The 24,179-nt window shown below is 33.5% G+C and carries 29 protein-coding genes and 4 pseudogenes; 6 read left to right on the plus strand and 27 right to left on the minus strand.

Translation table 11 applies throughout. The annotated features are described in order from the left end of the window. Positions 1-57: 57 nt before the first annotated feature. Positions 58-2,373: a helix-turn-helix domain-containing protein gene (locus RV14_RS07420; RefSeq protein WP_071855657.1), complete on the minus strand. Its 2,316-nt coding sequence runs from the start codon at positions 2,371-2,373 to the stop codon at positions 58-60. A 189-nt stretch (positions 2,374-2,562) separates the two neighbouring features. On the opposite strand from RV14_RS07420, the gene RV14_RS07425 reads away from it, so the two are divergent. Together RV14_RS07425 and RV14_RS07430 are read left to right on the plus strand one after the other, a co-directional pair. Next, positions 2,563-3,753, plus strand: coding sequence for an amidohydrolase (locus tag RV14_RS07425; protein WP_071855658.1), 1,191 nt, complete (start codon positions 2,563-2,565; stop codon positions 3,751-3,753). Then, positions 3,750-5,162 (plus strand): MFS transporter, encoded by a 1,413-nt coding sequence (locus RV14_RS07430; RefSeq protein ID WP_071855659.1) that lies wholly within the window; start codon positions 3,750-3,752, stop codon positions 5,160-5,162. The genes RV14_RS07425 and RV14_RS07430 overlap by 4 nt, the downstream gene beginning before the upstream one ends. Before the next feature lie 264 nt (positions 5,163-5,426). Here the strand turns inward: RV14_RS07430 and RV14_RS07435 are convergent. Then, positions 5,427-5,545: pseudogene (locus RV14_RS07435) on the minus strand (IS200/IS605 family transposase); the annotation flags it as partial. Between the two features lie 11 nt (positions 5,546-5,556). Next, positions 5,557-5,844 carry a hypothetical protein gene (locus RV14_RS07440; protein ID WP_071855660.1) on the minus strand — a complete coding sequence of 96 codons (288 nt, stop codon included), beginning with the start codon at positions 5,842-5,844 and terminating at the stop codon, positions 5,557-5,559. A gap of 673 nt (positions 5,845-6,517) precedes the next feature. Between RV14_RS07440 and RV14_RS07445 the strand changes: the two genes are divergently transcribed. Beyond that, positions 6,518-6,709: a hypothetical protein gene (locus RV14_RS07445; RefSeq protein WP_071855661.1), complete on the plus strand. Its 192-nt coding sequence runs from the start codon at positions 6,518-6,520 to the stop codon at positions 6,707-6,709. Positions 6,710-6,752: 43 nt separating this feature from the next. On the opposite strand, the pseudogene RV14_RS12690 reads toward RV14_RS07445, so the two are convergent. After that, a pseudogene (locus RV14_RS12690) lies at positions 6,753-6,991 on the minus strand (N-acetylmuramoyl-L-alanine amidase); the annotation flags it as partial. Between the two features lie 1,091 nt (positions 6,992-8,082). Here RV14_RS12690 and RV14_RS07455 point away from each other — a divergent pair. Together RV14_RS07455 and RV14_RS07460 are read left to right on the plus strand one after the other, a co-directional pair. Further along, complete coding sequence (locus RV14_RS07455; protein WP_071855663.1) at positions 8,083-8,637, plus strand: ImmA/IrrE family metallo-endopeptidase; 555 nt, start codon at positions 8,083-8,085, stop codon at positions 8,635-8,637. A 2-nt stretch (positions 8,638-8,639) separates the two neighbouring features. After that, positions 8,640-9,755 (plus strand): FRG domain-containing protein, encoded by a 1,116-nt coding sequence (locus tag RV14_RS07460; protein WP_071855664.1) that lies wholly within the window; start codon positions 8,640-8,642, stop codon positions 9,753-9,755. A 68-nt stretch (positions 9,756-9,823) separates the two neighbouring features. Here RV14_RS07460 and RV14_RS07465 read toward each other — a convergent pair whose 3' ends face one another. The 22 genes and pseudogenes from RV14_RS07465 to RV14_RS07565 all read right to left on the minus strand — a co-directional run bounded on the left by RV14_RS07465 (position 9,824) and on the right by RV14_RS07565 (position 23,278). Continuing rightward, on the minus strand, positions 9,824-10,804 hold the full coding sequence (locus RV14_RS07465; protein ID WP_071855665.1) for an N-acetylmuramoyl-L-alanine amidase: 981 nt from the start codon (positions 10,802-10,804) through the stop codon (positions 9,824-9,826). Further along, positions 10,788-11,075 (minus strand): phage holin family protein, encoded by a 288-nt coding sequence (locus RV14_RS07470; RefSeq protein WP_071855666.1) that lies wholly within the window; start codon positions 11,073-11,075, stop codon positions 10,788-10,790. Before RV14_RS07470 ends, RV14_RS07465 begins: the two co-directional genes overlap by 17 nt. 41 nt (positions 11,076-11,116) lie before the next feature. Continuing rightward, a complete protein-coding gene (locus RV14_RS07475) occupies positions 11,117-11,398 on the minus strand; it encodes a hypothetical protein (RefSeq protein WP_010719480.1) in 282 nt (93 codons plus the stop codon). 17 nt (positions 11,399-11,415) lie between these two features. Beyond that, a complete protein-coding gene (locus tag RV14_RS12240; RefSeq protein WP_010719481.1) occupies positions 11,416-11,553 on the minus strand; it encodes a CD1375 family protein in 138 nt (45 codons plus the stop codon). A 1-nt stretch (position 11,554) separates the two neighbouring features. Beyond that, the gene (locus tag RV14_RS07480) at positions 11,555-11,908 is read right to left on the minus strand and encodes a hypothetical protein (protein ID WP_071855667.1); all 354 of its coding nucleotides are present in this window, start codon (positions 11,906-11,908) and stop codon (positions 11,555-11,557) included. 12 nt (positions 11,909-11,920) lie between these two features. Beyond that, a complete protein-coding gene (locus tag RV14_RS07485) occupies positions 11,921-12,568 on the minus strand; it encodes a hypothetical protein (protein WP_071855668.1) in 648 nt (215 codons plus the stop codon). After that, the gene (locus RV14_RS07490) at positions 12,568-12,927 is read right to left on the minus strand and encodes a hypothetical protein (protein ID WP_063627278.1); all 360 of its coding nucleotides are present in this window, start codon (positions 12,925-12,927) and stop codon (positions 12,568-12,570) included. Before RV14_RS07490 ends, RV14_RS07485 begins: the two co-directional genes overlap by 1 nt. A gap of 742 nt (positions 12,928-13,669) precedes the next feature. Further along, positions 13,670-14,155, minus strand: a pseudogene (locus RV14_RS07500) (hypothetical protein); the annotation flags it as partial. Further along, positions 14,155-15,063 carry a phage baseplate upper protein gene (locus RV14_RS07505; RefSeq protein ID WP_071855669.1) on the minus strand — a complete coding sequence of 303 codons (909 nt, stop codon included), beginning with the start codon at positions 15,061-15,063 and terminating at the stop codon, positions 14,155-14,157. The pseudogene RV14_RS07500 and the gene RV14_RS07505, both read right to left, overlap by 1 nt. 12 nt (positions 15,064-15,075) lie before the next feature. After that, complete coding sequence (locus RV14_RS07510) at positions 15,076-17,838, minus strand: phage tail spike protein (protein WP_071855670.1); 2,763 nt, start codon at positions 17,836-17,838, stop codon at positions 15,076-15,078. Continuing rightward, the gene (locus RV14_RS07515) at positions 17,835-18,584 is read right to left on the minus strand and encodes a phage tail protein (RefSeq protein ID WP_220381012.1); all 750 of its coding nucleotides are present in this window, start codon (positions 18,582-18,584) and stop codon (positions 17,835-17,837) included. Before RV14_RS07515 ends, RV14_RS07510 begins: the two co-directional genes overlap by 4 nt. A gap of 5 nt (positions 18,585-18,589) precedes the next feature. After that, positions 18,590-19,270: a hypothetical protein gene (locus RV14_RS12695; protein WP_245785486.1), complete on the minus strand. Its 681-nt coding sequence runs from the start codon at positions 19,268-19,270 to the stop codon at positions 18,590-18,592. Beyond that, positions 19,267-19,470: a toxin PIN gene (locus RV14_RS07525; RefSeq protein WP_071855672.1), complete on the minus strand. Its 204-nt coding sequence runs from the start codon at positions 19,468-19,470 to the stop codon at positions 19,267-19,269. Before RV14_RS07525 ends, RV14_RS12695 begins: the two co-directional genes overlap by 4 nt. Continuing rightward, positions 19,467-19,778: a MazG-like family protein gene (locus RV14_RS07530; protein ID WP_002335859.1), complete on the minus strand. Its 312-nt coding sequence runs from the start codon at positions 19,776-19,778 to the stop codon at positions 19,467-19,469. Before RV14_RS07530 ends, RV14_RS07525 begins: the two co-directional genes overlap by 4 nt. Beyond that, positions 19,778-20,083, minus strand: a complete 306-nt coding sequence (locus tag RV14_RS07535) for a hypothetical protein (RefSeq protein WP_071855673.1) — start codon at positions 20,081-20,083, stop codon at positions 19,778-19,780. Before RV14_RS07535 ends, RV14_RS07530 begins: the two co-directional genes overlap by 1 nt. Further along, a complete protein-coding gene (locus tag RV14_RS07540; protein WP_071855674.1) occupies positions 20,080-20,241 on the minus strand; it encodes an antitoxin in 162 nt (53 codons plus the stop codon). Before RV14_RS07540 ends, RV14_RS07535 begins: the two co-directional genes overlap by 4 nt. Positions 20,242-20,255: 14 nt before the next feature. Beyond that, positions 20,256-20,450 (minus strand): annotated as a pseudogene (locus RV14_RS07545) (DUF1064 domain-containing protein); the annotation flags it as partial. 58 nt (positions 20,451-20,508) lie between these two features. Then, positions 20,509-21,444: a recombinase RecT gene (locus RV14_RS07550; RefSeq protein ID WP_071855675.1), complete on the minus strand. Its 936-nt coding sequence runs from the start codon at positions 21,442-21,444 to the stop codon at positions 20,509-20,511. Between the two features lies 1 nt (position 21,445). Then, positions 21,446-22,393: a YqaJ viral recombinase family nuclease gene (locus tag RV14_RS07555; RefSeq protein WP_174544646.1), complete on the minus strand. Its 948-nt coding sequence runs from the start codon at positions 22,391-22,393 to the stop codon at positions 21,446-21,448. A 62-nt stretch (positions 22,394-22,455) separates the two neighbouring features. Next, a complete protein-coding gene (locus RV14_RS12245; protein WP_167359845.1) occupies positions 22,456-22,620 on the minus strand; it encodes a hypothetical protein in 165 nt (54 codons plus the stop codon). 3 nt (positions 22,621-22,623) lie between these two features. Continuing rightward, entirely contained in the window at positions 22,624-23,049 is a 426-nt protein-coding gene (locus RV14_RS07560) for a hypothetical protein (protein ID WP_071855677.1), read from the minus strand. A gap of 28 nt (positions 23,050-23,077) precedes the next feature. Continuing rightward, positions 23,078-23,278: a helix-turn-helix transcriptional regulator gene (locus RV14_RS07565; protein WP_071855678.1), complete on the minus strand. Its 201-nt coding sequence runs from the start codon at positions 23,276-23,278 to the stop codon at positions 23,078-23,080. A gap of 107 nt (positions 23,279-23,385) precedes the next feature. Here RV14_RS07565 and RV14_RS07570 point away from each other — a divergent pair, with 107 nt between their 5' ends. Beyond that, on the plus strand, positions 23,386-23,598 hold the full coding sequence (locus RV14_RS07570) for a helix-turn-helix domain-containing protein (protein WP_071855679.1): 213 nt from the start codon (positions 23,386-23,388) through the stop codon (positions 23,596-23,598). Between the two features lie 285 nt (positions 23,599-23,883). On the opposite strand, the gene RV14_RS07575 is transcribed toward RV14_RS07570, so the two are convergent. Continuing rightward, positions 23,884-24,168: a hypothetical protein gene (locus RV14_RS07575; protein ID WP_010738250.1), complete on the minus strand. Its 285-nt coding sequence runs from the start codon at positions 24,166-24,168 to the stop codon at positions 23,884-23,886. Positions 24,169-24,179: the final 11 nt, after the last annotated feature.

Here is a 24,179-nt window from a genome sequence, read left to right on the forward strand (position 1 = left end):
AACAAAATACCACTAGCTCATTTTTTTAACGGTTGATTCAATAACTAGTAAATTGCTTCAGATGTAGGCGGTTAATTCAATCAAACTAATCGCATTTGATTCAAGTGTAATATAATAAGAAAAACGATCTTCCAGCTCGATTTCAAACGCTTTCATTCTTGGGTGAGTGGTTCTTTCAATATATTCTTGCAGCTCGACATCTAAATGTTTAATTTTTCGAAACTGATTGTACGTATAGTAAACTGCGCCATTATGATGGTCAAAATCAATTTGCTTGATCTGGTAATAGCTTGAAGGCAATTCTTGAATATTTATTGCTAACGATACTTTATAACTATTTAAAAAACTTTCTTCTGATGAAAGATACGGATCAAAATAATTACTGTTCCATAAAAGCAATTGATACTTATTTCTATTTTTAACCAAAAGATATTCTTTTCCCATTGCGATTATCTCGCCTTTAAGTCGTTGAAGCAGCCACATACAATAATAGACGGGACGTTTATTATTTTGAAAATGAAATAATTCAAGTCCATCATTCAAAAGTTGGTCAGAAAGACTCATGCTTTCGTATAATTCAATATTTAACCAAAAGCCAACCCCCTTGACTAAAGGCAATAGTTCCAAATATTCTTGCAAAATAATTGCGCCTCTAAAAAAAGTACCGTTTGTCACTCTTGTCTTTCCGGTAATGGTATTCCAATCCATTAAGTAAAGCGGAACATTTAGCTCATGTTCTTTTAGCAAATGTTTGATATAATTGGTTTTTTTGAACAAATACTGGTGGATATCTTTAATGGGTACAACTTCTTTTTCTTGTGAAACAAGTTTATTAGGATCAGCGGAATAGGTTAAAAATTGGCAGAAAGGAGCAACAGTTTTTAAAAAGAAAATGATATCTTCCTCTTTAAACTCTCGAGAATCTGCAAGGGGAATCGTTGCACCGATTTCTATATTTTCAGAAATACTAATAAAATAATTCCTTAATTCATGAAAAAGATAATTCTCTTGTTCAATTGGTGGTAAATTGAAATTAATTTTCCACGTTTCAATTGTATTTTTTCCAAACTGATTGTGCAAATGAACAAAAAATTTTCGGTACAAACTTTCTTTCAACAACTCTTTCACCTGCTGAGCGTTCACATTAAATATGACACCAATCGCATGCCTATCTAGAAAAAGCAATATTTTATCTAATTGCTCAAAAAAAGGAAATGAATTTAATTTTGTCTTTTTTGCTAACTGAAAAGAAGAGGGACATTGAGAAAATAACTGGTGGAACTGAACATGAGTAATCATCTTTTCTTTTTTTAATACTAAAAGTTCTTTTTGAATCGAATCCATCGCTAATTTATCTAATGATCCAATATTTATAACAAAATCTCTCTCTTTTATTTTTAAAGAACGATTCGACATTTTTATGTCTATCGCTTTATTTTGAACATCTATGTTCATTGAATGAACCTTTTCTATTTGGTTTTGACAATATTTATAAAGTAAAGTGACCATTTCTTTACGCTGCTCATTTTTTCTTAATACCGATAAAGAATCTAAATTTTTAGTTAATATTTCTTTCGTGTGTTGTATCCGATAAGTTGTTGGCGGTACATTAAATTTTTTTTTAAACGCTTCTCGGTAAGTTTTGCTATTCTTAAAACCATTATTTTGTGCGATTTGTTCAATACTTCGTTTCGTATAAAGTAATTCTTTTAGACTATGATTGATTGCTAACTCCCTCAAATAATCAGAAAAATAAGTACCAGTCTGTTGTTTGAAAAACTTTGACAAGGCTGGTGCAGACAAATAAAAGTGTTCTGCTACTTTCTTCAATGAAAGTGATTTTTGAAAATTTTCTTCGATATAATTAAGTATCTCATACAATTTTGGCTGCTCGTTAAACGGATAAAAACAAGTTTGTGACTTACTGAAATGCTGGACTAGTCCGTACAATAATTGATTGAATATAATATTTTCTTTTATTTTCTTTGCTATTTCTTCTCCGAATTCTAGCAAACATAATTCTGCTAGTTGTGTTCTCATTTGTTCCATTGCCGTTAATTTGCCTTGTTCTTTGCTTTTAGGAATACATTCAAATTGTACGTGAAAAACCATAGGAAACTGCATCACAAAAAATAACGTGTCAATTTGAAGCTCTATGTAAACTACATGCTTTATTGAAAGTGGTTTTAATTCAATTCGCTCATTTATATTAAATACAAACATATCTCCTGAGGATAATTGATAGGCTTTATCCTGCTTTTCCACCATCATCTCTCCTTCTAAAAGTAATAAAAGAGTGATCTCCCGATAATATTTTTGTTCATATTTTTCAGAATCGTTAAAACGAATCTTATAATTTCGTTCATATTTCATTTCTTTTGTCCTCCTAACACTCAAGTTCTATTAATAATAACATACCTATGTTAATAATTGTTCGCTTATTCATACTTTAATTTCTATGCCTATATCTGAAAATACAAATATAGGTAATTTTAGAAATTTTACGCATGGAATATTTATCTAAAAGAACTATACTAAATTTTAAAAGAAGGAGGTCTAACTATGACTACGCTACAAACAAAATTATTCGCAGGCTTAGAAAAAAGAAAAGCTGAAATGATTGCTATTCGAAGATACCTACATGAAAATCCAGAATTATCTTTTCACGAAACGAATACTGCTCAATATATCGAAAACTTTTATCAAGGAAAAAATTGTAAAGTGACCACCCATGTAGGGGGAGGAAATGGTATTATCGTTGACATTAAAGGCGGGATTGCTGGTCCGACAATAGCGATCCGCGCCGATTTTGATGCTTTACCTATTCAAGAAAATACTGGACTTTCCTTTGCGTCAAAAGTGCCGAGTGTCATGCATGCTTGTGGTCATGATGGACATACTGCTTATATGATGATTTTAGCAGACTCTTTGATCGAAATGAAAGAAGAAATAGCTGGAACTATTCGTATTCTTCATCAACCTGCTGAAGAAGTTCCACCGGGAGGAGCAAAAGGGATGATTGAAGCTGGCTGTTTAGAAGGTGTCAGTGCAGTTCTAGGGATACATGTTATGAGTACGGAAGAAGTTGGCTGTGTCTATTACCATAAAGGTGCCATTCAAACAGGACGTGCTACCTTTAACATTTCTTTCCTTGGAAAAGGTGGACATGGCTCTATGCCACAAGAAGCCAATGATGCCATTGTAGCTGCTTCACAATTTGTTACTGCTGTGCAAACGATTGTAAGTCGCCGCTTAAATCCTTTTGATACAGCTACTGTTACGATTGGTTCTTTTGATGGTAAAGGTTCTGCAAATATTATTAAAGAAAATGTCACGCTCACAGGTGATGTAAGAGTAATGAAAGAAGAAACGCGCGACCTTGTTGAGAAAGAATTTCATCGGATTCTAGATGGAATATGTAAAGCCTTTAATATTACCTACAAACTTGATTATCAAAATGATTATCCTGTTCTGATCAACGACTACAAAATCACTGACATGGTGATATCTGCTTTAGCACAAGCAAAAATTCCCGTAAAAGATTGTGGTCCTCAGACTCCATCGGAAGATTTTGCATACTATGCATTAAAAAAACCAAGTTGCTTTTTCTACGTAGGTGCTCATAAAAAAGGAACACCGATGTATCCACATCATAACCCTAAATTTTATATTGACGAATCATGCTTAGAAATCGCTGCAAAAGCAATGGGTAGTGCGGTATTATATTATTTATCTAATGAGGTTAAAGCATGAATCAAAAAGTAGTAAATAAAAAAAGCAGTGAAGAGTTTCATGGAAACAATTATTTACTTACCGGAATTGTTTTCAGTGTGTTGACTTATTGGTTATTTGCCCAATCCTTGTTGAATATAGCACCAGTTGTACAAAATGATTTAAAAATATCTTCAGGAATCTTAAATATCGGTACTTCCATTACAGGCTTAATTTCAGGGATTTTTATTGTAGTTGCTGGTGGTTTAGCTGACAAACTAGGTAGAATGAAATTAACCTATGTGGGGCTTATTTTAAACGTCATTGGTTCATTAGCATTAGTAATAACTCATGGAACAAATTTATTTATCCTTGGGAGAATTTTCCAAGGATTAGCTGCTGCATGTATTATGCCAGCTACTATGGCACTAATAAAAGCCTACTATCAAGGAAAAAACCGCCAAAAAGCGTTAAGTTTTTGGTCGATTGGTTCATGGGGGGGATCAGGTTTTTGCTCTTTTTTTGGTGGAGAAATCGCTAGTACTTTAGGTTGGCGTTATGTCTTTATTTTTTCAATCGTTCTTTCCATCTTAAGCACTGGCTTAATTATTGGTACACCCGAAAGCAAAGTACAACAGGATAAAAATAAATCCTTTGATAAGATTGGGTTACTCTTATTTATTGTTTCAATGGTTGCTTTAAATATTGTTATTTCAAAAGGTTCCGAAATTGGTTGGATAAGCATAACTACTTTCATTTTAGCGGGGATCGTGTTAATAGGGATCTTCTGCTTTTATATAATAGAAAAGAAACAAACCAATAGCTTCATTGATTTTACTTTGTTTGAAAACAAGGGATACCTCGGTGCCACCATTTCTAATTTTTTACTAAATGCAGTTGCTGGAACATTAATTGTCATCAATTCTTATATTCAGCAAGGAAGAGGATTGAATGCTGCAAAAACAGGCATGCTGTCAATAGGATATTTACTATTTGTTCTTTTCTCAATTCGCATTGGGGAAAAACTATTGCAAGTAATCGGTGCTAGACAACCCATGATTTTAGGAGCACTCGTTTCCGGGTTAGGAATTTTTCTGATGATGCTCACTCCATTTGACGATCAAATATATCTTACTCTTGTTTTTATTGGCTATAGCTTCTTTGGTCTAGGACTAGGAATTTATGCTATTCCTTCTACAGATACAGCTATTTCAAGCGTGCCAAATGAAAAAGCAGGTGTAGCATCTGGTATTTATAAAATGGCAAGTTCACTAGGTGGGGCGTTAGGCGTTGCTATTTCTGCTTCCATTTATAATGGAATGAGTACAAACTGGGATTTTACAAACGGGGTAACGTATGGCTTACTTGCCAACCTTATTTTTTGTATGTTCTCCATCTTTTCAGTGGCATTCATTGTTCCAAAGAAAAACATTTCCTCTAATGCTGTTTAGAAAAAACAAAAAAATACGGGTATTAGCACTATATAATACGTGAACGGCTGTGAAAAAAGCACAGACTCCTTACACTGTTCCACTTATTTAAGCTAATTTGATTTCTTCCAGTCCCCTATGAACGGACTAGTGAAAAAAAGAAGTTAAGAACCTTATAAAGTCAAGGCTCTTGACTTCTTTAATTAAATTTGATTAAATCATGGATTGCCTTTAGCAAAATATTTTATCTTCATTATATTTACCTATTTGTTTGATGATCTCTTAAATACTTGAGCGATATTGATTATAAATGATTTTTCTTCTATACTTTGGTGTAAATACAATGGGTATTTGTATAGCCACTTCGGATGGACTAAACTATTTTCTTTCGTAGCTTTTCTTATTCCTCACCCGCTTAGCAGGTGGTTTTATGTTTCACTCGCTTTGCGAGCTCAACTAGGTCTAAAGAAAATAATAAAAATAGAGAACCCTTAATTTTCCTTTTATACCTTTTCTTAATTTTTTTCTGCTTGTTAAATCTTCTGAAAAGGTAAATAGTTTGATCATTAATAAATATTTTAACTACGTAATAATTAATTTTATCTAGATTCACTTTGGTTAAATCTAAACAACAAGGTTCTTGCTTGTAAATTTCTTCAATAATATTTTCAATGTTTCCTACTTTTAAATCAGAAAACTCCAATGTGTCGTCTTCCCTACCCAATTCATTGTATTTTTATTGCTCTTAATCGAAAATATTTTTTTCAAGTGAATTTAAATATAAAATATTTAAATTTTCCCTTAAAGATTTTTCTAAAACGGATATGTAAGCCGTATAACCATTTTTACTCTTTCCAATAAATGAAAGATTAAAACTTTTTTCATTCGTAATATCTGCTTCACTAATATTTTTTTACAAATTGATGTCCACAAATTTTCCTCCTAAAAATTTATATTTGCCACTTCAATTAAAACAAAAGCGAGAAAACAAGGTCTCAAGGCTTTCATCGGCAAATATATTCTTTGAGGATTGTAGAATTACATTAATACAGTGGAAACGTAAGCTCAAGTCAAACGTTTATGATGTAAAATAATACTTTACGATTTATATAATCATAGTTTTTTAATATAAATGTTAAACAAATTAATATTGTATCACGTAATTATATGCTTAGCTTATTTTTTTGAGATATTCAAGTACCAATATTTGATAGTCTGAAAATTGTTTTTCAAAAAGATTCCTTAAATTCTATTTCATATAAAATTTTAGAATGACCCAAATTTTTTCCAGTGACATTTTATTTTCTATTTTAGAAATTATAGTTTTCTGGTCTTTTTATTTTTGATTATAGTAATATAAAAGGGGGGAGACACTAATGGGGCAAAGTTCTTCAAAAAAAGAACCACAAAAGAAATTAAGAGCAAGCATAAAAAGGTTATCTCGTTCAACGGAATCATTACAAAAAACAAAGAAAAAGTTAAAAGATGAGAAAAGAAAAACGAATGATAAAGTTGAAAAAAATCCGGATTTAAAAGAAGTAATAGTTTCGAATTTTCAAGATAAATAAAATTAATATGTACTACCCCTCTTTTTAATTAGAGGGGCTATTTTTATCGTTTTGGAACATTCAAATACCAACATCTATCATAAGCTCCTCCTTTTATGTTACCAGTTGGATCATTTGTGGCACGCATCATGACATACACTTTTTATTAGAGAAATCGCACACGTTGAATGCTATGTGATAGCCAACATTTCCATAAGTTTTATAAATTTGGTTCACTTCATTATAAGAAATACCATTTGCTTTTACTCGTGCTAATTCTTTATCAATGTTGTAATCCATAATTTGAAATAACTGTAAGAAGAACGATAACTAAAAATTCAAAAGGTGAATTGGTGTTAGGAAAAACGACTAAAACAAAATCATCTAAACGAACGTTAAGCATAGATAATAAAACGATGATGGTGTTAAAAAAATGGTATTGTAGCGCCTACCACTCCCAATCGTTGGTTAGAAAAAATATGTAATGAATATGGATTTGAGAATATAAAAATCCATGGGTTTCGTCATACTCATTGCAGCTTGCTTTTTGAAAATGCTATGGAACGACATTAGTCAATGGCTAAAAGTGATCCAAGAATGAATGGGACACTCCAACATTCAAACGACATTAAATATTTATAATCATGTGACGAAAAAAGCAAAACAGAATTTTGAAAAACAATTTGCTAATTTTGCTACATTTAAAAAATTGATTCAAAAGTTAATTCATTCAATGAATAAAAAAAGGAATCCCTTGGCGCACAAGGGATTCCCAATACTCAAAAAATGAATCAATTATTTAACTGTTTTTATTTTTGCATTTCTTGACTAATTCTAGTTAACTCTAATTGCTTTAATATCAACGTTTATATAGTTTTTCAGTTACTAATATTTTCTATATTTTGTTAAATAGTATGGTCAAAGTATGGTCATTTTTCATCTCATTATATAGCATGACGTGTTAAAAAATACGTCATGCTTTTTTATAAAAAAAGACTACTCTTTCGAGTAGCCTCAGAAGTAAAGAAACGAGATAAAATTAGAGATCTTGTGAAATTGTGAAGAATTTCACCTCGAATTTATTTTGTGCTACACAGTTTGAAGATTATAGGATGAACACACCATACAGTTATATAGTTTAGTAGCACATCATAATTATAAGCTATGAAATCAACTTTTTTTATTCGTTTTGATTATAGCTGATATAAAAAATACCACCCGAAGGTGGGGATGAAACGGCTATTGTTTGGGAGTTTATGAGAATTTTTTTCTAATTCTAAAATATGCAAGTAGTTAAATACCGCATTCTAATTTTATTTAACTACTTTACCTTCATGTACTTATACTGCTATACTTATCTTGAAAATAGATTTCTTTCAGAGGTGTATATAATAATGGATAAAACAATCTCTCAATTTTATGATTCAGATTTTATAATAAAATTTGAGTCGCACGCTACTGTCTTATATGAAGTAAATTTTGATGAGACAAAGCCTGAAATTGACGTTAAAGAAATTGCAAATAAGTTAGGATTCAATATAAAGTATGTTTTTATGGAAAAAAGTGGAAAACTAGAAGATGGTATCATTAAGGTAAATCTTTTAGATCATGAAGTAAGGCAACGATTTACTATAGCGCATGAAATAGGACATTTTTTATTACACGACCACAATGAAGTAATGTATAGAGATGTTTCATTACAAAGCTATAAAAGTATAGTAGAAAGAATAAAAGAACGCGAGGCAAATGAATTTGCTGCCGAATTATTGATGCCCAAACGTTTATTAATTAAATTAATTAATGAATATTTAGAAGAAAATAATTGGGATTCTTTACTCGATGATATTCAATTTGAGACATTATTGAAAGACATCTCTAAAAAACTTAATGTATCTAAAAGTTCTTTAGAGTTTCGATTACAAAATTTGGGTGTTATTAAGGGAGAGTGACTATGAATTATTCAAATATTAAATCTAAATGTGCTCCAGACAATATTTTTGATACTATCACTATCCAAATCACTATTGCTCCATCCAAACAAGAAAATGGTGAAGATTTAGATTACAGAATTCAAGATCTTGGAATAAATGAGGAAAAATCTTCTAATTTAGATAGTGAGCTATATCAAGTTTTAAAGCGGCATTGTGCTCTTTTAAAAGAAAGAATAGCTAATGACCTGCCAATGAAATGGAAGGTCTTTTATTTATATAAAGAACTATTTCAAAAAATAATCTGCGAATCTAGCATAGGCAGTTTCAATTATTTTCGAGGTCAAGCAAAAAATTGGAAAACCATTCCGGGTATTTTCAGAACTAATACATCAGCGACATTTATTGATGAATTTGAGAAGATTTACAAGCGCATTAGCATAGAATTCCCTAACGAAATAGAATATACTGAATATGAAACAAATCCCGACAGTCTAAAAAAAAGAGCAAAACAATTAGCTATGTTGCAACATTATGGACTTAGAACTAGTTTATTAGATCTTACAAGAAATCCTTACATCGCTTTGCTATTTATGGTTTCTGATTCTAGTAAAACTGACTTTTCTTCCGGAGTTATTGAAGCATACCAAATTGACGAAGATAAGCATAACCAAAATAATATTTTTATTTCTGTTGAAAAAGAAGAAAATAATAGGCGTTTAAAAGCTCAAGATGGAGCCTTTTTATATTATGATAAATTGGCTAATTTGGATATTGAGAGCATCATTAAAATACCTAGAATAGTGATTGAACTATCATATGATACGAGTGAACTTGCAAAAGATATAGAAGAAAAAATATCGGAAATTGAGACCGCTCTATCTCAATTACCTGCGAATTTCCCAAAAAATATTTCAGAAGCTTTTGATGAAGAATTGGCTAAACTAAAAAAGGATTTATGTGAAGTCAAAACAAATGTTGATAAAACAGGTATCTTCACAAAAATTCATGACGAAATAAAAAGTAAGTTAAATGAATATTTTTATTTCGAAGAATCTCTATTCCCTGACCTATATAAATATATTGAATTTATACAACCAAAATACATTAATAGACCTAATGTACAAGTTAAACTTTAGATGCGAACTAAATAATATTTTTTCAAATTGAATTATTATGTACCGCTCCTCGATGAGGAGCTTTTTGTTTATAACGTCAAATAAATATCCTTAATCCGAACATCATTCACTGCACCTTCACCATTTGCTTGGTTACAACGGCGGAAAATGACATCAATTTTCGTGCCTTTTTTCACCCAGCTTAGATCCACAGTGACGTCCATTCCTAAAGCATCGCCACCTTTGTATCCATAGGTTTTCTTCACATCAGGTCGTTTGATCCCTTGTGAAGCCACACGAGTGATTTCTTCATTTGTGCCATGCTTCATAACAAGAATATAAGCACATTTTCCAATTGGACCATCTGGTTTATCTGGCACTAGCCAACCAGCAATTCGAACTTTTCCTTTACTTACTTCATTGAATTTGTCTAGTTTCGCCCATGCGTTCCCTTGATGAACAGCTTTACTTGCTGCTACTGCTTTGTCATGGTCGGATGGTGTTTGTGGTTTTGCAACTGGTTTAGATTGTGCAGTTACTGGCTTACAACTAGAACCAAAACCATTCGCTATATCTCGTGCAAACTGCTCTTTGCTGATCCCCATACTTGCCAAATATCCGTATGGATCCATGTGATCGCCACCATAATTTTGTGTTACCCATTGATGACTTTTCACTCCTTTGGTACCTTTTCCACCTGCATCAAGTGTTTTAGGAATACCGAATTGATTACATAAGTCGCGAATCAATTCCACATACACACGGTAATTTTTTTCAAATAAAGCTTTATCTGTCGTATGTTGTAATTCGATTTGCGCTGGTGCATAACAATTGGCATCTAATGCGCCCCAAGAAACATAGCCTGGTTCTCCAATCAAATAAACGATACCATCGCCTACAACATGAGTCGTATAAGCATTACGCCAATTATTTTTCATATAACTTGATTCATCCCGCCCAGTTGCACGAGGATTGGCTGTTTCATGAGCGATAATGTACCAATTTTGAGCTTTTCTTGAATCGCCTTCGTTTGCTGCTAACATAAATTCTTTGTTAATTGTGTAACTCATTTTCATCGTCTCCTTTATCTAATTCTTTGATTCCATAAGTCGTTTGTTTCCATAATTGATCGCCATACACTGTAATTCCTACAGTCACAATAGCTACAAAAAAGTGAAATACGTTATACCCACCAAATAATAGTGGTGTACAAATACAACTAATTATCGTAAGTGCTAAAGGAATTCCCCAGTCGGGAAACTTAGGAATTTCCTTTAACACTTTTCCTGCCACATATAACCCACACATAGCGAGTATCATTTCAGTTGAGAATGATTCCACGACACCTCACCACCTTTCAAACATAAAAAAGAAGCACAGAATTATTTCCGTACTTCCTTCTCGATTTCAGTAACTTTGTCATCGATTCGCTTCACATCTGAACGTATAAATTCAAATCCTTTATTCAACTCATTCAACGTAGCCAAAAAGTCTCGTCGGTCCTGTTTTGAGCTTTCTCTTTCATCATGTAGTTCTTTTCGATAGTAAATATTGATTCGCCAAGAAGCGAAAATAATAAACCCGATCAATATAACTGTTAATGGTAAAAAAATAAGCCCGTCGATTGCGACTAGCTTGTTAAAAATCTGATCGATACCTTTCATTTTTTCTCACCCTCTTCCTATTCAGTGAGAATTTCTTTCACTTTTTCATCTTCTTTTTTATCCAAAATTGCTTGAACTTTCTTTTTTAATGTTTTAGGTACGTCATCAATCGTTTTCTTTCCTTTTTTGATTAGGTCTGCATAGATGTTTTCCATGTTACTCACTCCCTAATGAATATTCATAAATTTCGGTCATTGCCACTTGTAAATTCGTAACTTGTTCATTTAATGATTGATTATTTTCTTTAAACGCTTTATTTTCCTCTTGAACTTGTTCAAGTTGTTGTTCTGTCTTACGATGGATTTCTTCCAATAATTCTAATTTTTTAGAGAAATCTTGCGTGACTACTTCTTCCCATTTTTGTTCACCTGGATTCCAAAATTGACGTTCTAATGGAATATCTGGTAATGGTGGTACCGATGTACAAGGCAAATTTTCTGGATAGTCATCTGGTACTTCTCCTAAAACTTTCCCACCTACTGGATAAAAATATTCATACATTGTTTTCATAATTTCTTCCTCCTATATAATTTCCATAATATGCATATGATTTATTTGTGTATATGCCATTTTCTTTCCACTCTCCATTTCTATAGAAAGAGCAAAATAATCTCCAGCCTTAAAAGTAACCACACCACTTAACGGAACTGATTGTTTATAATTCATCACTCCGCCACCTGTTGTACTTCCTCGTCCACCAAAAAAACCAATCTGCTTTTCCCGCTCATTTAGCCCTCGATATGCTACTAAATAAGCATATCGACCTGAATCATCACCTGCTTGTAGTCGACATTGACCATCAAAAAATAATTTGCAATCTCTTGTGATCGTAGCTTGCCAACGGTTTTGATTCCAATTCAAGGGACTTGGTCGCATTGTTCCTCCATTTTTCTTTGCAATAGTCATTAATTCTGGACCAAATCTAACTCGATTACCATTTTGTAAATTTGTTAATTCATCTCCAACGCCTAACCACACTTCATAGGGTAATTCATTGACAATAGCAATCTCTTTCCCTTTAACAGTCGGCGTTTGTAAAAAGTTCTTGAATCCATCAATGGACTGATTACCAGATGTTTGTACTAATGCTTCAGCTCCATCAATTGCTCTAAAATGAGTTTTTAAATATTTAGGAACACCATTTTCTTTTAATTGCACAATATCAGACATTAAACTTCGCCTACTTTCTCAAATGTAATTTTTGCTACTCCATCTAATTTTGCTTTATCTTCTTTGGACATCAACCCATTAGCGTTCGTCGTAGCTACAGATGTCGTTGTTGCATTAACTCCAGGATCTCCCTTATCTCCTTTTGGTAATACAAAATTGAATCTAGCCACAGATGAGGTTCCTACATTTGTAACAGAAGCAGTAGATCCACTAGTAACTGTACCTACAGCAATAGTTGCGGACTGTCCGGGATCCCCTTTATCGCCTTTAATTGTTGTGGGTTTGCCTTCTACAGCATTCCAATGAGTTTGAGGGTAAACCTGAACATTATTCTGTTTTACTTTTACAATATCTGTCATTAGTTTATACCTCCCCTATTTTTTCAAAAGTAAAGTTTAAGCTTTTTTCATTTAATTCTTGGAGCTGTTTATTTATATATTCAATAGTCATGTTCCAAATATATTTATTTGGATCTTGAAAGTCTTCCAGTCCTATCCCTACAAATTTATATTCTGTCGTTAAGCCAGCTCCCTCATCTTTTGTTAGATAATAAGGTGATTCAAATAAATTAGGCTGATATGGCGTAGCTATTGAAGCTTCTTCTAACTTGATATATTCTATGTTGATTGATCCATCTACTATTTGGGAATTACTATCTAAACGTAGATAAGTACGCTCTACTTGTTTCATTTCTACCACGCTACCAGTAACAGAAATAATTTTTGTTTCTCCCGCTAACATAGCAGATAAGTTCGTTCCCAGTAGAATATTGCCCCCGGGAAATTTTCTATAAGTTAGTCGAATTTTTGATAAGTCTCCTACAAAATCCTCATTCACTGTTACCTTAGCAGAAAGCGTATAGGTTGTTTTGGGTTTAATTTGCACAACATTACCTGTTTCAGCACCAAAACCAGAATTTCTGAATGTCAATTTTACACCTCTATTTTCGTTGACAATTGTTACATTATCTTTTGTTGTAAAATAATCACTAGTTATAGTACTTAATAGATTTGGGTTTCCACTATAGTCATAGTCTCCAAAGTCGATGCTGTTTGAATAAACTTTCTTAATTTGAGAACAAGAAGTTATTTCATTATCGTTTGTTGTACTAATAGTGCCATCTTCTGTAATCGAAATATTGGCTCCTGCTTTCAAAATTTTCAAAGACTCTAGCTTCTGTTTCAACTCTTTAGTAAAATTAAAATCTGTTTGCTTAGTTGCAGACAGAATACCTTCTTCAGTGACTTCTAAAAGTTCACCAACTTTTATACCTCCTAATTTTTCAGCAGTAGCAATTGGTAAAAGATATGTTCCACTTTCACCATTTACAATCTTTTGAAACATTTCGGCAGTTAAAATACCATCAGTATCTTCGCTTGCGTAAGGTAGTTTGGTAATCGCATTCTCTAATCCTAAATCAGCCTTCGTTAAAATGACTGCCCCAGATTTACCGTTAACCGAAAGAACTTTTGACTGTCCCGAGGTAATGTTTTCTAATCCTAAGACTGCAGAAACATGCGTAATTGGCATAAATTGACGTTGAACGCCAGATTCATCAGTTTCCATCATTCTCTTTACTTTAACCATCAAATCACCCCAACTTTCTCAAGAGTGAATACATTTTGTTTTTCATCATCAATGGTGGCTATAACTAATGCTCCTTCGGATATATCACTTTCAATAGTTTCTACTTTTTCTACCTCATGATTCTTAGAAAATAAATCATCTTGTAAAACATCCACCATTTCAATTTCACCGTATTCGATAGTAAATAAACTTTCTCTCAATTTTTCGAATAAATAATCCATATCTGCAAGCAAACGATTAGAAATTGAATTGTGTCGTTTTCCTTGAATATCCACTCTCGCATCCATCAATTCCGCAAGCATCGTTCCTCCAGGATCAATTGTTTTTAAAATATCCTTGATTGATTCAAACCATGCCAAATAGTCTGATTCTTGTCCTTCTCTCCAATCTTGGAAACTGTGTTCCTGTTCTTGTCTCCAATGTTCAAATTCTTCTTTCCTTTCATTCATCCAGTCCGTAAAATCGCCTTTATTTTCATTAATAAAGTCCGTCATATCCGCAATTAAATCTTCGATTGATTGCCAATAAGAACCCATTTCTCCTTCTGTTTTTGAAACAGCATTAATGACAAAATAAGAGAAGTCTTGAGTTGTTCCAATCAAGTCTTCTCCTTTAAATATAATGAAATTGGCTGTTTGTCGATGTAAACACTGCATGGAATATTTATCAAAAATATAGTTAATTTTCCCTTTTTTAGCATCCACAATTTTTGTTTCTAATTGGACTGGATATTTCCCACCTACAACTGATTCAAAATATACCTTACATTCTGATAAATCGTAGGGAAGACCATTTTCAACTATAGTCGCTTCCATAACTTCAGTGTTTTTATTGCCTTGTCGAACTTGAATCATCCCCACGTAATTATAGGGTTCTGTTGTACTTAATATGACATTCCACTTTGCCATTAAATCACCTCCCTATTTTGGTGGTATGACAATGGAAGAAATTGCACTTGCACTATAATACTGGCGATCTAACTTTCCACAAATCATACCTAACTCTGTATTTTGTTCATAAGTTTGCATACGACCATTAGCTAAGCCTCGGATAACGCCAGTATGTCCATAAGTTCCATCTGCAAACCATGAACCCACTTGTCCACCTCTTGCCCAATTAATAATTGCACCAACTACTAATTGATCGTATCTAGGGTTTTGAATCACTTTCCAACCAACAGCAGACCAATCATAGGCAATACCAATATCAGATGCTGCAGAAGTATTTCCTATCACATGAGTTAAACCATATTTTGTTCCAGCACCCATGCCACAACCACCCAGATATCCTGAATATTCTGCAGACAAGGCATAACACTGACCATTACCAATTCGTTGTCCAATCAAAGACTCTAAATGTTTCAGTCCAGCTTCTCCAGTAGCTCCTCCTGGTTTTAAATCTTTAAACTTGTTATACCAGTTCACAGCATAATCTTGACGTTCAGGATGTGTCGCTGCCGGACGTTCATAGTTCCGTTCAAAAGCGTATGCTGCTTGTCTTGTATCAGTACAAGCCTTAAATCCATCAAACGTAGTAGGTTGTACCACACCCATCCATTGCCCGTTTGTAAATGTCCAAATAAGCAATCGAACTTGTGCATCTACGCTCGTTATTGGTTCTTTAATACCTGCAGCATTAAATAAGTTTTGAACATAAACTTTTCCATCCCATGTTGCTGGACCAACAAGAGGATATGAAGAACCATCCCACTGGACAATTCCGTAAGCAGGTCCACCAATCTGTACAGTATCAGGATCAAAAGTTCCTCCTGTTTCTTGTTGAATGTTCCCCAATATTCCACATGCAGATTGTTTCGTAAATCCGTTATTACACAAAATATCGTAAATTCTCCAAGCTCTCTTTTCTGCATCTGTTTTTAATTCACTAGGATACCCACCAGTAGATTCTCCACCTCCTGATGGACCACCACCTTGTCCAGGAATTATTTCTTTTCCTTTAACTGTAAGTTTTCCTTGTACATCTAAGTCTCCAAAATAAATTGCTTTACCATTTCCTAATAAAACTAATCCTTTACCGACTTTAGGAGAAATCAAAATATATTTGCCGTCTCCATTTGTACGAATAACTAAAGAATTATCTTCAATAGGTGTGGGAGTAGAAGCTCCAGGAAAAGGATTACCAGCAGAATCAGTTGTTCCAATCGTTCCAATTGAACTATTAGAATTCCAAAACTCCATTCCTTTTTTGGTTAACTCCATTATTTTCTTTTTGTTATTCCAAATTTGAAGTAGTCCATTAACTAATTTCAATACATCTCCAGTTTTATTAAAAGAGTTTTGAAAGATATCTGCCTTTATTAATCCTGTTTGAATAAAATTAGCATTAAACTTACCATCTAAAGTCCATGCGGTATCAAATGGTCCTTGCCACCCTTTTGATGAGAAGCCTATTCCGCTTTTATTTATTCGTAAAACAAGTTTTGCTTCTTCTAATTTAGGATGATCACAAAAGAATAAATCAGTCGGTCGATTCTTAGGCCACCATATAACATGACCACCATCATTACCAGAAATAATATTGGTGACTACATCAATAAAATCACTTGCATATTTTTTACCTGTATACCCTTTTAATGTATTTGATATTTCTTGTTTCTGTTTCTCAAAGAAGGTATATTGTGTATCGCCGGCTTCTAAAGATTCAACTCGCTCGTTTAAAGAATCATAAATTACTTTAGTTATTTGAGCAGTAATATTAATCTTAAAACGTTCATGAAAAATATCAAATGTATCAAATAATCCAACTTCACGAAATTTTTTAAATCGTTTTGCTAAAGCTGTATCTTCCATTTTTCGAATGTTCAATTCAATAGATATATTTGGTTGATCACAATTAGGATTCATGGAACTAAAATATTTCTTTGATACTTCATTTAAACTTTTTTGATCTGTAACACCTTGATCTTCTGTAAATTGAACATATTCTGAATAAATCTCGCCATCATACTTATTGATATTAAGTGAATCTACTGGATTTCCAAATATACGTTCTGTTTCCCCTTCATTATTTTGAACATCTGCATAAGGAAAAATTCGAGTTAGTAACCCATCAAAATTAGTTTCAACTTTCAAACCAGTTAAATTTTTTCTGTATCTAAAAGTTGTCACATGATCTCTACCTCTTCGGTTTAATAAAGATAATTTGAATGGCTCATGTTTCATCTCGCCACCAAATATTTGGTTTAAAGAACCCTCTATTCCCTTAATACATTTTAAAGGATTGGATACTTCGATACTTGTTGATCCTACACGAGTAATATCACTAAACAAACGAATATCACTAGATTGATCCATTGATTTTTCTAAACACTTCATTGCTTCTTGACAAGTAGCTCGCTCAAATTCTAATTTCTTCACCGCACGATTTCCAAGTTTCATAGTTCTAGATTTTCCGTAAACATATAATAATCCTGTAGCCATATCTTTATAATGATTGTAAATATAAAAAATATGAAAATCATCCGTTGCGTTAGGTTTACATTTGATCTGATAATTATGATCTTCTAATTGACTTGAAAATTTAGCATTGATTGGAAAACTTAATTCGACAGTATAACTGCCATTTGCTTCCTCTGTCACTAGACATTTTTTACAATCAGATAATATGCCAATACCTCCAGCGGTAAAATCTGTGTCTGTAGGACTATATAATACTGGTTTCATATCTTAGTTTGCCACCTCGGTTCAATAACAATCTTTTTTACATTACTATTCCAAATAATCCGATTCTCACCAGAATCTAAATAAGGATAAACTTGGTTACTTAACAACTTCTTATGTTCATTTACTAAAACACCATCTACCTCACGATAAGTTTCCATCACATCTGGATCAGAATCGATTGTAATATCTGAAGTTACATTGGAACATTTTGTCTCTCTTCCATTAATAGAAATTGTCACATTGCCTGATCCATATATTGTAATTTTGGGATAAGATGGATATCTTTCTGGATTATAAATTGAACCCTGTTTTTCTAAGATAACAGGGTTCATTCCTAGAACATTTTTTTTGAAAGGAGCAATACTTAAATCAAACGAAAAAGGAACTCCTCTTAATGTATGAAAAGTTCCTTCGAAATTTGGTTCATTTATTACAATCGCTTGATAAATATATATCGGATCCCAATAAGGTACAAAATCTACATATTCTCCTTTTGTATCCAGTGCTTCTGTAATCAAATCTTCATAATATTGAATGTGTTCCAGTGTAGGTGATAAATAAAAACAATTTAAAGTTTGTTCAACATTTGTATAGTAACCACCATCGTTAACTGCTAACTTATTTAATCCAGAAACTTCTTCTAAATTAAATACCCTTTTAGCTTTTTTCTTTTCTGGTCTCTCACAAATAAATGCATTAAATTCTTTACTCCAATGATTTCCGAGTTTAAACCAACCATCAATCATGATTATCACCCACTAAATTCATTTTTATTTTTTAAATCAACAAACTTATACATCAAATATTCAGCAATTTGATCTAATATTTCTTTTGGTAAATTACCATAAGCTGTTAGATGTAAATGGATTTCATCTTTTGCTTGTTGTTTAGACAAACCTACATCTACAGCTTTTTGAATATAAGCCATTAGCTTATCTAGAGGCGCAATAGCTTCTTTACCAGCTTCACCGCCACCTAACAATTTATTTCCAGAAGCGCCAAAAATTGTCGGTTTAGTTAAAATCCCACCATCAGCAAACCATTTTACGTCAATCCCTGATGGATAAGAAAATTTTTTACCAAATATTTTATTAGAACTCCATTTCAAACTAAAATGGGGCATTGGTGGAAGTTCAATTTTAGGAATTTTTAATTTTAAAAATTTAAACAATTTTTTTATTGCGTTTAATTTATCATCAAAAGATCCGAACATAAAACTAGTAAGTGTTTTTACAGAGTTAGATAGTATCTTAAATGTTGCATCTGCAGGACCAGAAAATTGTGCCCAAAATTTTGACCACCATTCTTTTGCCATTGCTAAAATAAGTCCACATCCTAAAAAAGCTGATGCGATATTTAGTAAACCTTTCATATCTAGCATTAAACCGCCGATACCGTGGTTACTAGCGTAAAATCCGTCTTTTAGTTTCATCTCATTTCCTCCCATTTACGATCATCACTTAATATCGAAATTCCAAACTTTCGAATAGCGTCACTCGCATCAGCAACACACTGACTTAAAACTTTATATACTTCTTCTGCTGAAACTCCGTATTCTTTTTCAAACTTCGCCTTCAGTACATTCAGTTCTTGTTCTCTTAGTTTTGTTACTCTGCGGTGTCTGTTGTTCATTCCGCTTCCTCCAAATCACTCGACTTCACGAACACACCATCTACCATCTTCCCTGTGCGTCCTTTGATTTCGTTGTATGCTTGGTTCAGACACTCGTACAAATCCATATCATTTTGCATAGCTAAAATAATCAAGGTTACTACTACGTCTCCAATTCCGTCTCTTAAACCATGTTCATCTTTTCTAGCTAGAGAAGCGGCAACTTCCCCAATCTCTTCGATCGTTTTTAACATTTGCTTGCTGGAATCAGCTTGATCCAATCCCTTATCTTTAGCCCACTGCTCTACTTTTGTGATTAGTTCGTCCATTATTTCTCCTCCAAATATTTAAATTGTCGTCCTTTCGAATCAATTCTCTTATCTCTTGCTCTTTTCCAGATAATATTTTTTCTTAAACCAGTTATTCTAGATAGCTGTTCAGCAGTACCTGTCACTAAAATTCGATCGCCATGCCAAATTACAATTTTTCTCGTCGTTCTTCGTTTAGTCTCTACATTCCATACGACCTTACCAATTTTTTGGGCTTCTGCAACTATTTCTTTGTCTTCTTGCCAAGATTCTGACTCAGTCAATTCAGCTATTCGTTTCATTGCTGCTTTCTTATCCACACTCATTCCTCCAATACATGAATTTCCCTTCTTAAATTCTCTATGTGCAAATCAATTGCATTTCTAGCAGTTTCATTGATCATCACTGCTTTTGCTTGTTCAAGCTCATCAATCTCACGTTGAATACTTCGAATACGCATTTGAATCACTTCTTCTGTTGTCATGATGGACCACCTCGTTAAAAACGCTCTTCCTTGAACGTATTCCGATATTTTTTAGCTAAAATCAACGGAACTTGATATTTATGACAAAACAATTTCGCCTTGATTTTAAAGTCTTTTGTCTGCATCCCTTTCACATCTACGACTTTGACAAGTTTGCCGTTTTTATAAAATGTGAAGTCAGGAATATACTCGATTTTACGGTACTTCTTCTTTTGTTGGTCTTGCCACACTATCACCTCCTTAGATAAGCGAGGGGAAACTCCCTCGCTATAGTGGTGGGTTCATATCATCGAACAATGAATCCTGTTGTTCATCTGTATTTGCTGTTTCTTCGTATTCATCAAACGCTGATGACACGTCTTCCACTTTTTCTGCTTCTTTACGTTCTGATTCAATTGGTTCTGCATCATTTAAAGTAACTTCTTCTACAAGTTCATTATTTTCATCAAATCGAAAAACTCTTTCATCAGAAGTAACCGCATTTTGCATTTCTACAGATAAAATTCCCCATTTAGCTAACATGTTACGTAAGACGGTTTTTATCGCCATCGCATCATAATTCTCTTTCCACGCTCCAGTTAGCTTTGTTTTATCAAACCCTTTGGCATGTTTGATACGATGAGCTTCTACTTCTTGCTTCGTCCAATAAACAGTTTTTTTAAACCCATTTAGTAATTCAAAAAATCCAACATAACCGATGACTCGATCAGATTGTTTCGCATTGTAGTCAAACTGCAACTCTTCTGTCAGAGGATTCCATTCAATTAATTGCCCTTCATAAATTTCTATTGCATTAAGTGCTTTGTATTGTCCAGAACGTTGTGCTAACTGAATATAGCCTTTGTATCCTAGGATGAATTGGGCTTCGTTATGCGTAATCCAATCTTTTCCTACCTTTTCTTTCCGATTAAATGGAACAATATAGGCATAGCCTAAATTTTTATCTATTGGTAAATCCATCGTCGCTGCTTTTAAAGCAGAAGCGATGATAGTCATCGGCTCTGCTTTAGATAAATAATCATCGCCACCAACTAACGTTAAAAGAGAACCCATAAAAGCATCTGATTTTTCGTGTAAAATATCATTGAATTTCTTTTTCATAGCTGGCTGACTCATCAATGTTTTAAAACCTAATTTTGAAACATCCACTGCTTGATTGTTTTGTTCTGTTAGCTGATTCTTTAAATCTTTACTTGTTGCCATATCACTGAATCTCCTTTATCACTAATCTATTTGAAGTTGATAAGCTGTAAATTTCCTCATCTTTCATTACATATGGATATTTCTCTGCTATTTTCTTCAAGTCTTTTCGTTTAGAAACGACTGATTTTAAACAAATAATCCGATTAGGTGTGATACCTGTAGAGGCATTCTTTATTCCAAGTTCTTGGATAATTTGATTGTCGATTTGTCGAATACTCTTCTCTAATTCCTTCTTATTTTTGAGCAACTCTTCTTTTTGATCGAGTAGAACATCATAATCGGCATGAAGCATAATTTCAGTTGAATCTAATTCCGAATAACGCTCTTTTAGAAAATCTGACGTTGCTTTACTTCCATCGATCAGTGGCTCTTTTCCGCCAATAATGTTCGTTTCCCAAAAATCAACTAACCGTTCTGTGATGATGTCAATCAGTTCTTGATCTCGTTCAACTCGTTTCCATATAAATCTTTGACCACCAATCAACACAGCGATATAACAATAATCCTTGTTCAAAACATTCATATAATGTTGCACTTGACACAAATAACTGAGTGGCACTTCTTCTCCTTCCCATTCTTTGCTAAAAAATTGATTCGCTGTTTTACATTCAAGAATGGCATTTTCTCCTACTACATCACGGTCGATATTTGCTCTTAAGAATGGATGTAACGGATGTTCAAACATTTGGTTTCTTCTACGGACCTTTTTGCCTGTTCGTTCTTGAAATTCTTTGGCAACAACTTCTTCTAAAACATTGCCCCAATAAGCTGGTTCGCTCTCTGAATCTTTCAATTCAATTTGACCCGTTTTCTCAAGCCATAATTGATAAGGAGATTTGTATTTATTCAATCCAAGTACGGTTGCGACATCAGAACCACCAATACCTCTTTTGCGGTCTTCGAGCCATTCTTGATGACTCATGTCTAAAGTTGATTTACTCATCTTCATCCTCCTCATCGATTGGTGCTTCATATGAAGGTTTGCCCCAATCTTCATCGGTTAAATAGTTGTCAAGATTTGCTAACTCGTTCATGTTTCCCCTCTTTTCTGCTTGCTAATACGCAAAGCACAAGCGCGACAATTGCGAATAACAAGCCAAAGATGACGTAGTTTTTTGCTACAAGTACTAACGTTGTAAATAAAATAATCAATAAATCAATTATTTTTTCGTTCATGTACTATCGCTCCTTTGCTATTTTGCTCACACGCTCTTCATATAAGCGTAAATATAAATCTTTAAACGCTTGATACGCTTCTTGTACTTGCAGTAACTGCTCTTGCATTAAATCCTTGTTCTTGGTAACACCAAAAACATTCAATGCTATTTTTTTCAATGATTCGTGGATTGTAGATTCAGTTAAAAATTTTCCTTCAGCCGCATAGATTGCTCTCAGTGGTTCAAGCATTTTTTTATCAAAATCATCTTCAGTAAAATACTGTTTATTGACTGCGATTATTTCTTCATTTTGGATAGCAACTGGTCGAAACACGTCAAACGTGCGAGTACCAATTAAATTGCGTTGTTCATCTTTCAACTTCGCTCTTAAATCAGCTACATCTTCATATTCGATAATCAGTTGATGTTTCTTTGCCATTTCTGCCATTGTTGTTCCTCCGTTATCATGGTATACTTTAGCTAAAATGATTTTTAAAAAGTGCATCAACACTTGTGCCGAGTATTTCGGCTAGTTTGAATGCGGTACTCAAGCTTGGTAGGCGTGTACCGTATTCAAATCTTTGGTATGAAGTTAGCGTAATTCCTATTTTTTTTGCTACTTCATGTTGCTTTAGACCTGCATTTTCGCGGGCTTTTTTTAGTTTTTCGTTATTCAAATCACATCCCACTTTCTTTATTGATTACATCCGATTGGGTTGTAACCTAATTTTATTATACATCCATATTGGTTGTAGTCAAGTATTTTTATTTTGGAGGTTTTCTCATGGAAACAAACATTCCTGACAGATTAAAACAACTTAGGGAAACAGCCAATTTGACTCAATCAGATATGGCCGAAATACTTGATGTAAAGCTGCAAAGTTATCAACGTTTCGAATACGGTAGTAGACGCCCCAGTCTCGATGTATTAATCGTCCTCGCCGACTACTTCGATGTATCGCTTGATTATTTGGTCGGTAGGTCAGACGAGAAATGATCGCTCAGGCGGTCTTTTTTTGTTTCTTGCCACTTCTTCTGGCGTTCACGCCATTGTTCCCCTAAAATCTAGGTTTCATTTCTTCGTGGTATTCCTGATTTAGTTTTCGCATCAAGTGTTGATGCTCTTGTAAGGTCATTCGCTCCCTCCTTCGTCTCTCACCGTCACCACCTCCAAGAAGAGGAGTTGCATTATGAAAAAGTAGTATGAGTAGCAGATATAGAAAGGAGGTAACCTGCAACTCCTCTTTTCGGAAGCGGTGAGTATGTGATAAATTTTGTATATTTAAATCTCAAATGTTTCTTTTAAGAACCTTTGCAATTCAGTTCGTTCAATTCGAATATCTTGTTCACTCCATTGTTGAATCTTTAAACCTTTTGAAATCCAACCGCTTAATTTGTCATCACCAATTCTCAATATTTCTTTTACTTGAGACTTATTCGGGTAAGGTGGTAATTCAACAGTTTTAGTCAACAAGCTGGATCGCTTTTCGATTTCTTTCAAAACAATAAAAGTAATATTACTTGCTAATTCGTTTTGAATTACTTCATCTGGAATGTTTAGTTGCATAGATTACACCT

The organism is Enterococcus ratti (assembly GCF_001886195.1).
GTDB lineage: Bacteria > Bacillota > Bacilli > Lactobacillales > Enterococcaceae > Enterococcus_B > Enterococcus_B ratti.

Excerpts from the sequence above, each read along its gene's own strand:
- RV14_RS07420 (WP_071855657.1), bottom strand. The coding sequence starts at position 2,373 with ATGAAATATGAACGAAATTATAAGATTCGTTTTAACGATTCTGAAAAA.
- RV14_RS07425 (WP_071855658.1), top strand. The coding sequence starts at position 2,563 with ATGACTACGCTACAAACAAAATTATTCGCAGGCTTAGAAAAAAGAAAA.
- RV14_RS07430 (WP_071855659.1), top strand. The coding sequence starts at position 3,750 with ATGAATCAAAAAGTAGTAAATAAAAAAAGCAGTGAAGAGTTTCATGGA.
- RV14_RS07445 (WP_071855661.1), top strand. The coding sequence starts at position 6,518 with ATGGGGCAAAGTTCTTCAAAAAAAGAACCACAAAAGAAATTAAGAGCA.
- RV14_RS07455 (WP_071855663.1), top strand. The coding sequence starts at position 8,083 with ATGGATAAAACAATCTCTCAATTTTATGATTCAGATTTTATAATAAAA.
- RV14_RS07460 (WP_071855664.1), top strand. The coding sequence starts at position 8,640 with ATGAATTATTCAAATATTAAATCTAAATGTGCTCCAGACAATATTTTT.
- RV14_RS07465 (WP_071855665.1), bottom strand. The coding sequence starts at position 10,804 with ATGAGTTACACAATTAACAAAGAATTTATGTTAGCAGCAAACGAAGGC.
- RV14_RS07475 (WP_010719480.1), bottom strand. The coding sequence starts at position 11,398 with ATGAAAGGTATCGATCAGATTTTTAACAAGCTAGTCGCAATCGACGGG.
- RV14_RS12240 (WP_010719481.1), bottom strand. The coding sequence starts at position 11,553 with ATGGAAAACATCTATGCAGACCTAATCAAAAAAGGAAAGAAAACGATT.
- RV14_RS07480 (WP_071855667.1), bottom strand. The coding sequence starts at position 11,908 with ATGAAAACAATGTATGAATATTTTTATCCAGTAGGTGGGAAAGTTTTA.
- RV14_RS07485 (WP_071855668.1), bottom strand. The coding sequence starts at position 12,568 with ATGTCTGATATTGTGCAATTAAAAGAAAATGGTGTTCCTAAATATTTA.
- RV14_RS07490 (WP_063627278.1), bottom strand. The coding sequence starts at position 12,927 with ATGACAGATATTGTAAAAGTAAAACAGAATAATGTTCAGGTTTACCCT.
- RV14_RS07505 (WP_071855669.1), bottom strand. The coding sequence starts at position 15,063 with ATGGCAAAGTGGAATGTCATATTAAGTACAACAGAACCCTATAATTAC.
- RV14_RS07510 (WP_071855670.1), bottom strand. The coding sequence starts at position 17,838 with ATGAAACCAGTATTATATAGTCCTACAGACACAGATTTTACCGCTGGA.
- RV14_RS07515 (WP_220381012.1), bottom strand. The coding sequence starts at position 18,584 with ATGATTGATGGTTGGTTTAAACTCGGAAATCATTGGAGTAAAGAATTT.
- RV14_RS12695 (WP_245785486.1), bottom strand. The coding sequence starts at position 19,270 with ATGAAACTAAAAGACGGATTTTACGCTAGTAACCACGGTATCGGCGGT.
- RV14_RS07525 (WP_071855672.1), bottom strand. The coding sequence starts at position 19,470 with ATGAACAACAGACACCGCAGAGTAACAAAACTAAGAGAACAAGAACTG.
- RV14_RS07530 (WP_002335859.1), bottom strand. The coding sequence starts at position 19,778 with ATGGACGAACTAATCACAAAAGTAGAGCAGTGGGCTAAAGATAAGGGA.
- RV14_RS07535 (WP_071855673.1), bottom strand. The coding sequence starts at position 20,083 with ATGAGTGTGGATAAGAAAGCAGCAATGAAACGAATAGCTGAATTGACT.
- RV14_RS07540 (WP_071855674.1), bottom strand. The coding sequence starts at position 20,241 with ATGACAACAGAAGAAGTGATTCAAATGCGTATTCGAAGTATTCAACGT.
- RV14_RS07550 (WP_071855675.1), bottom strand. The coding sequence starts at position 21,444 with ATGGCAACAAGTAAAGATTTAAAGAATCAGCTAACAGAACAAAACAAT.
- RV14_RS07555 (WP_174544646.1), bottom strand. The coding sequence starts at position 22,393 with ATGAAGATGAGTAAATCAACTTTAGACATGAGTCATCAAGAATGGCTC.
- RV14_RS12245 (WP_167359845.1), bottom strand. The coding sequence starts at position 22,620 with ATGAACGAAAAAATAATTGATTTATTGATTATTTTATTTACAACGTTA.
- RV14_RS07560 (WP_071855677.1), bottom strand. The coding sequence starts at position 23,049 with ATGGCAGAAATGGCAAAGAAACATCAACTGATTATCGAATATGAAGAT.
- RV14_RS07570 (WP_071855679.1), top strand. The coding sequence starts at position 23,386 with ATGGAAACAAACATTCCTGACAGATTAAAACAACTTAGGGAAACAGCC.
- RV14_RS07575 (WP_010738250.1), bottom strand. The coding sequence starts at position 24,168 with ATGCAACTAAACATTCCAGATGAAGTAATTCAAAACGAATTAGCAAGT.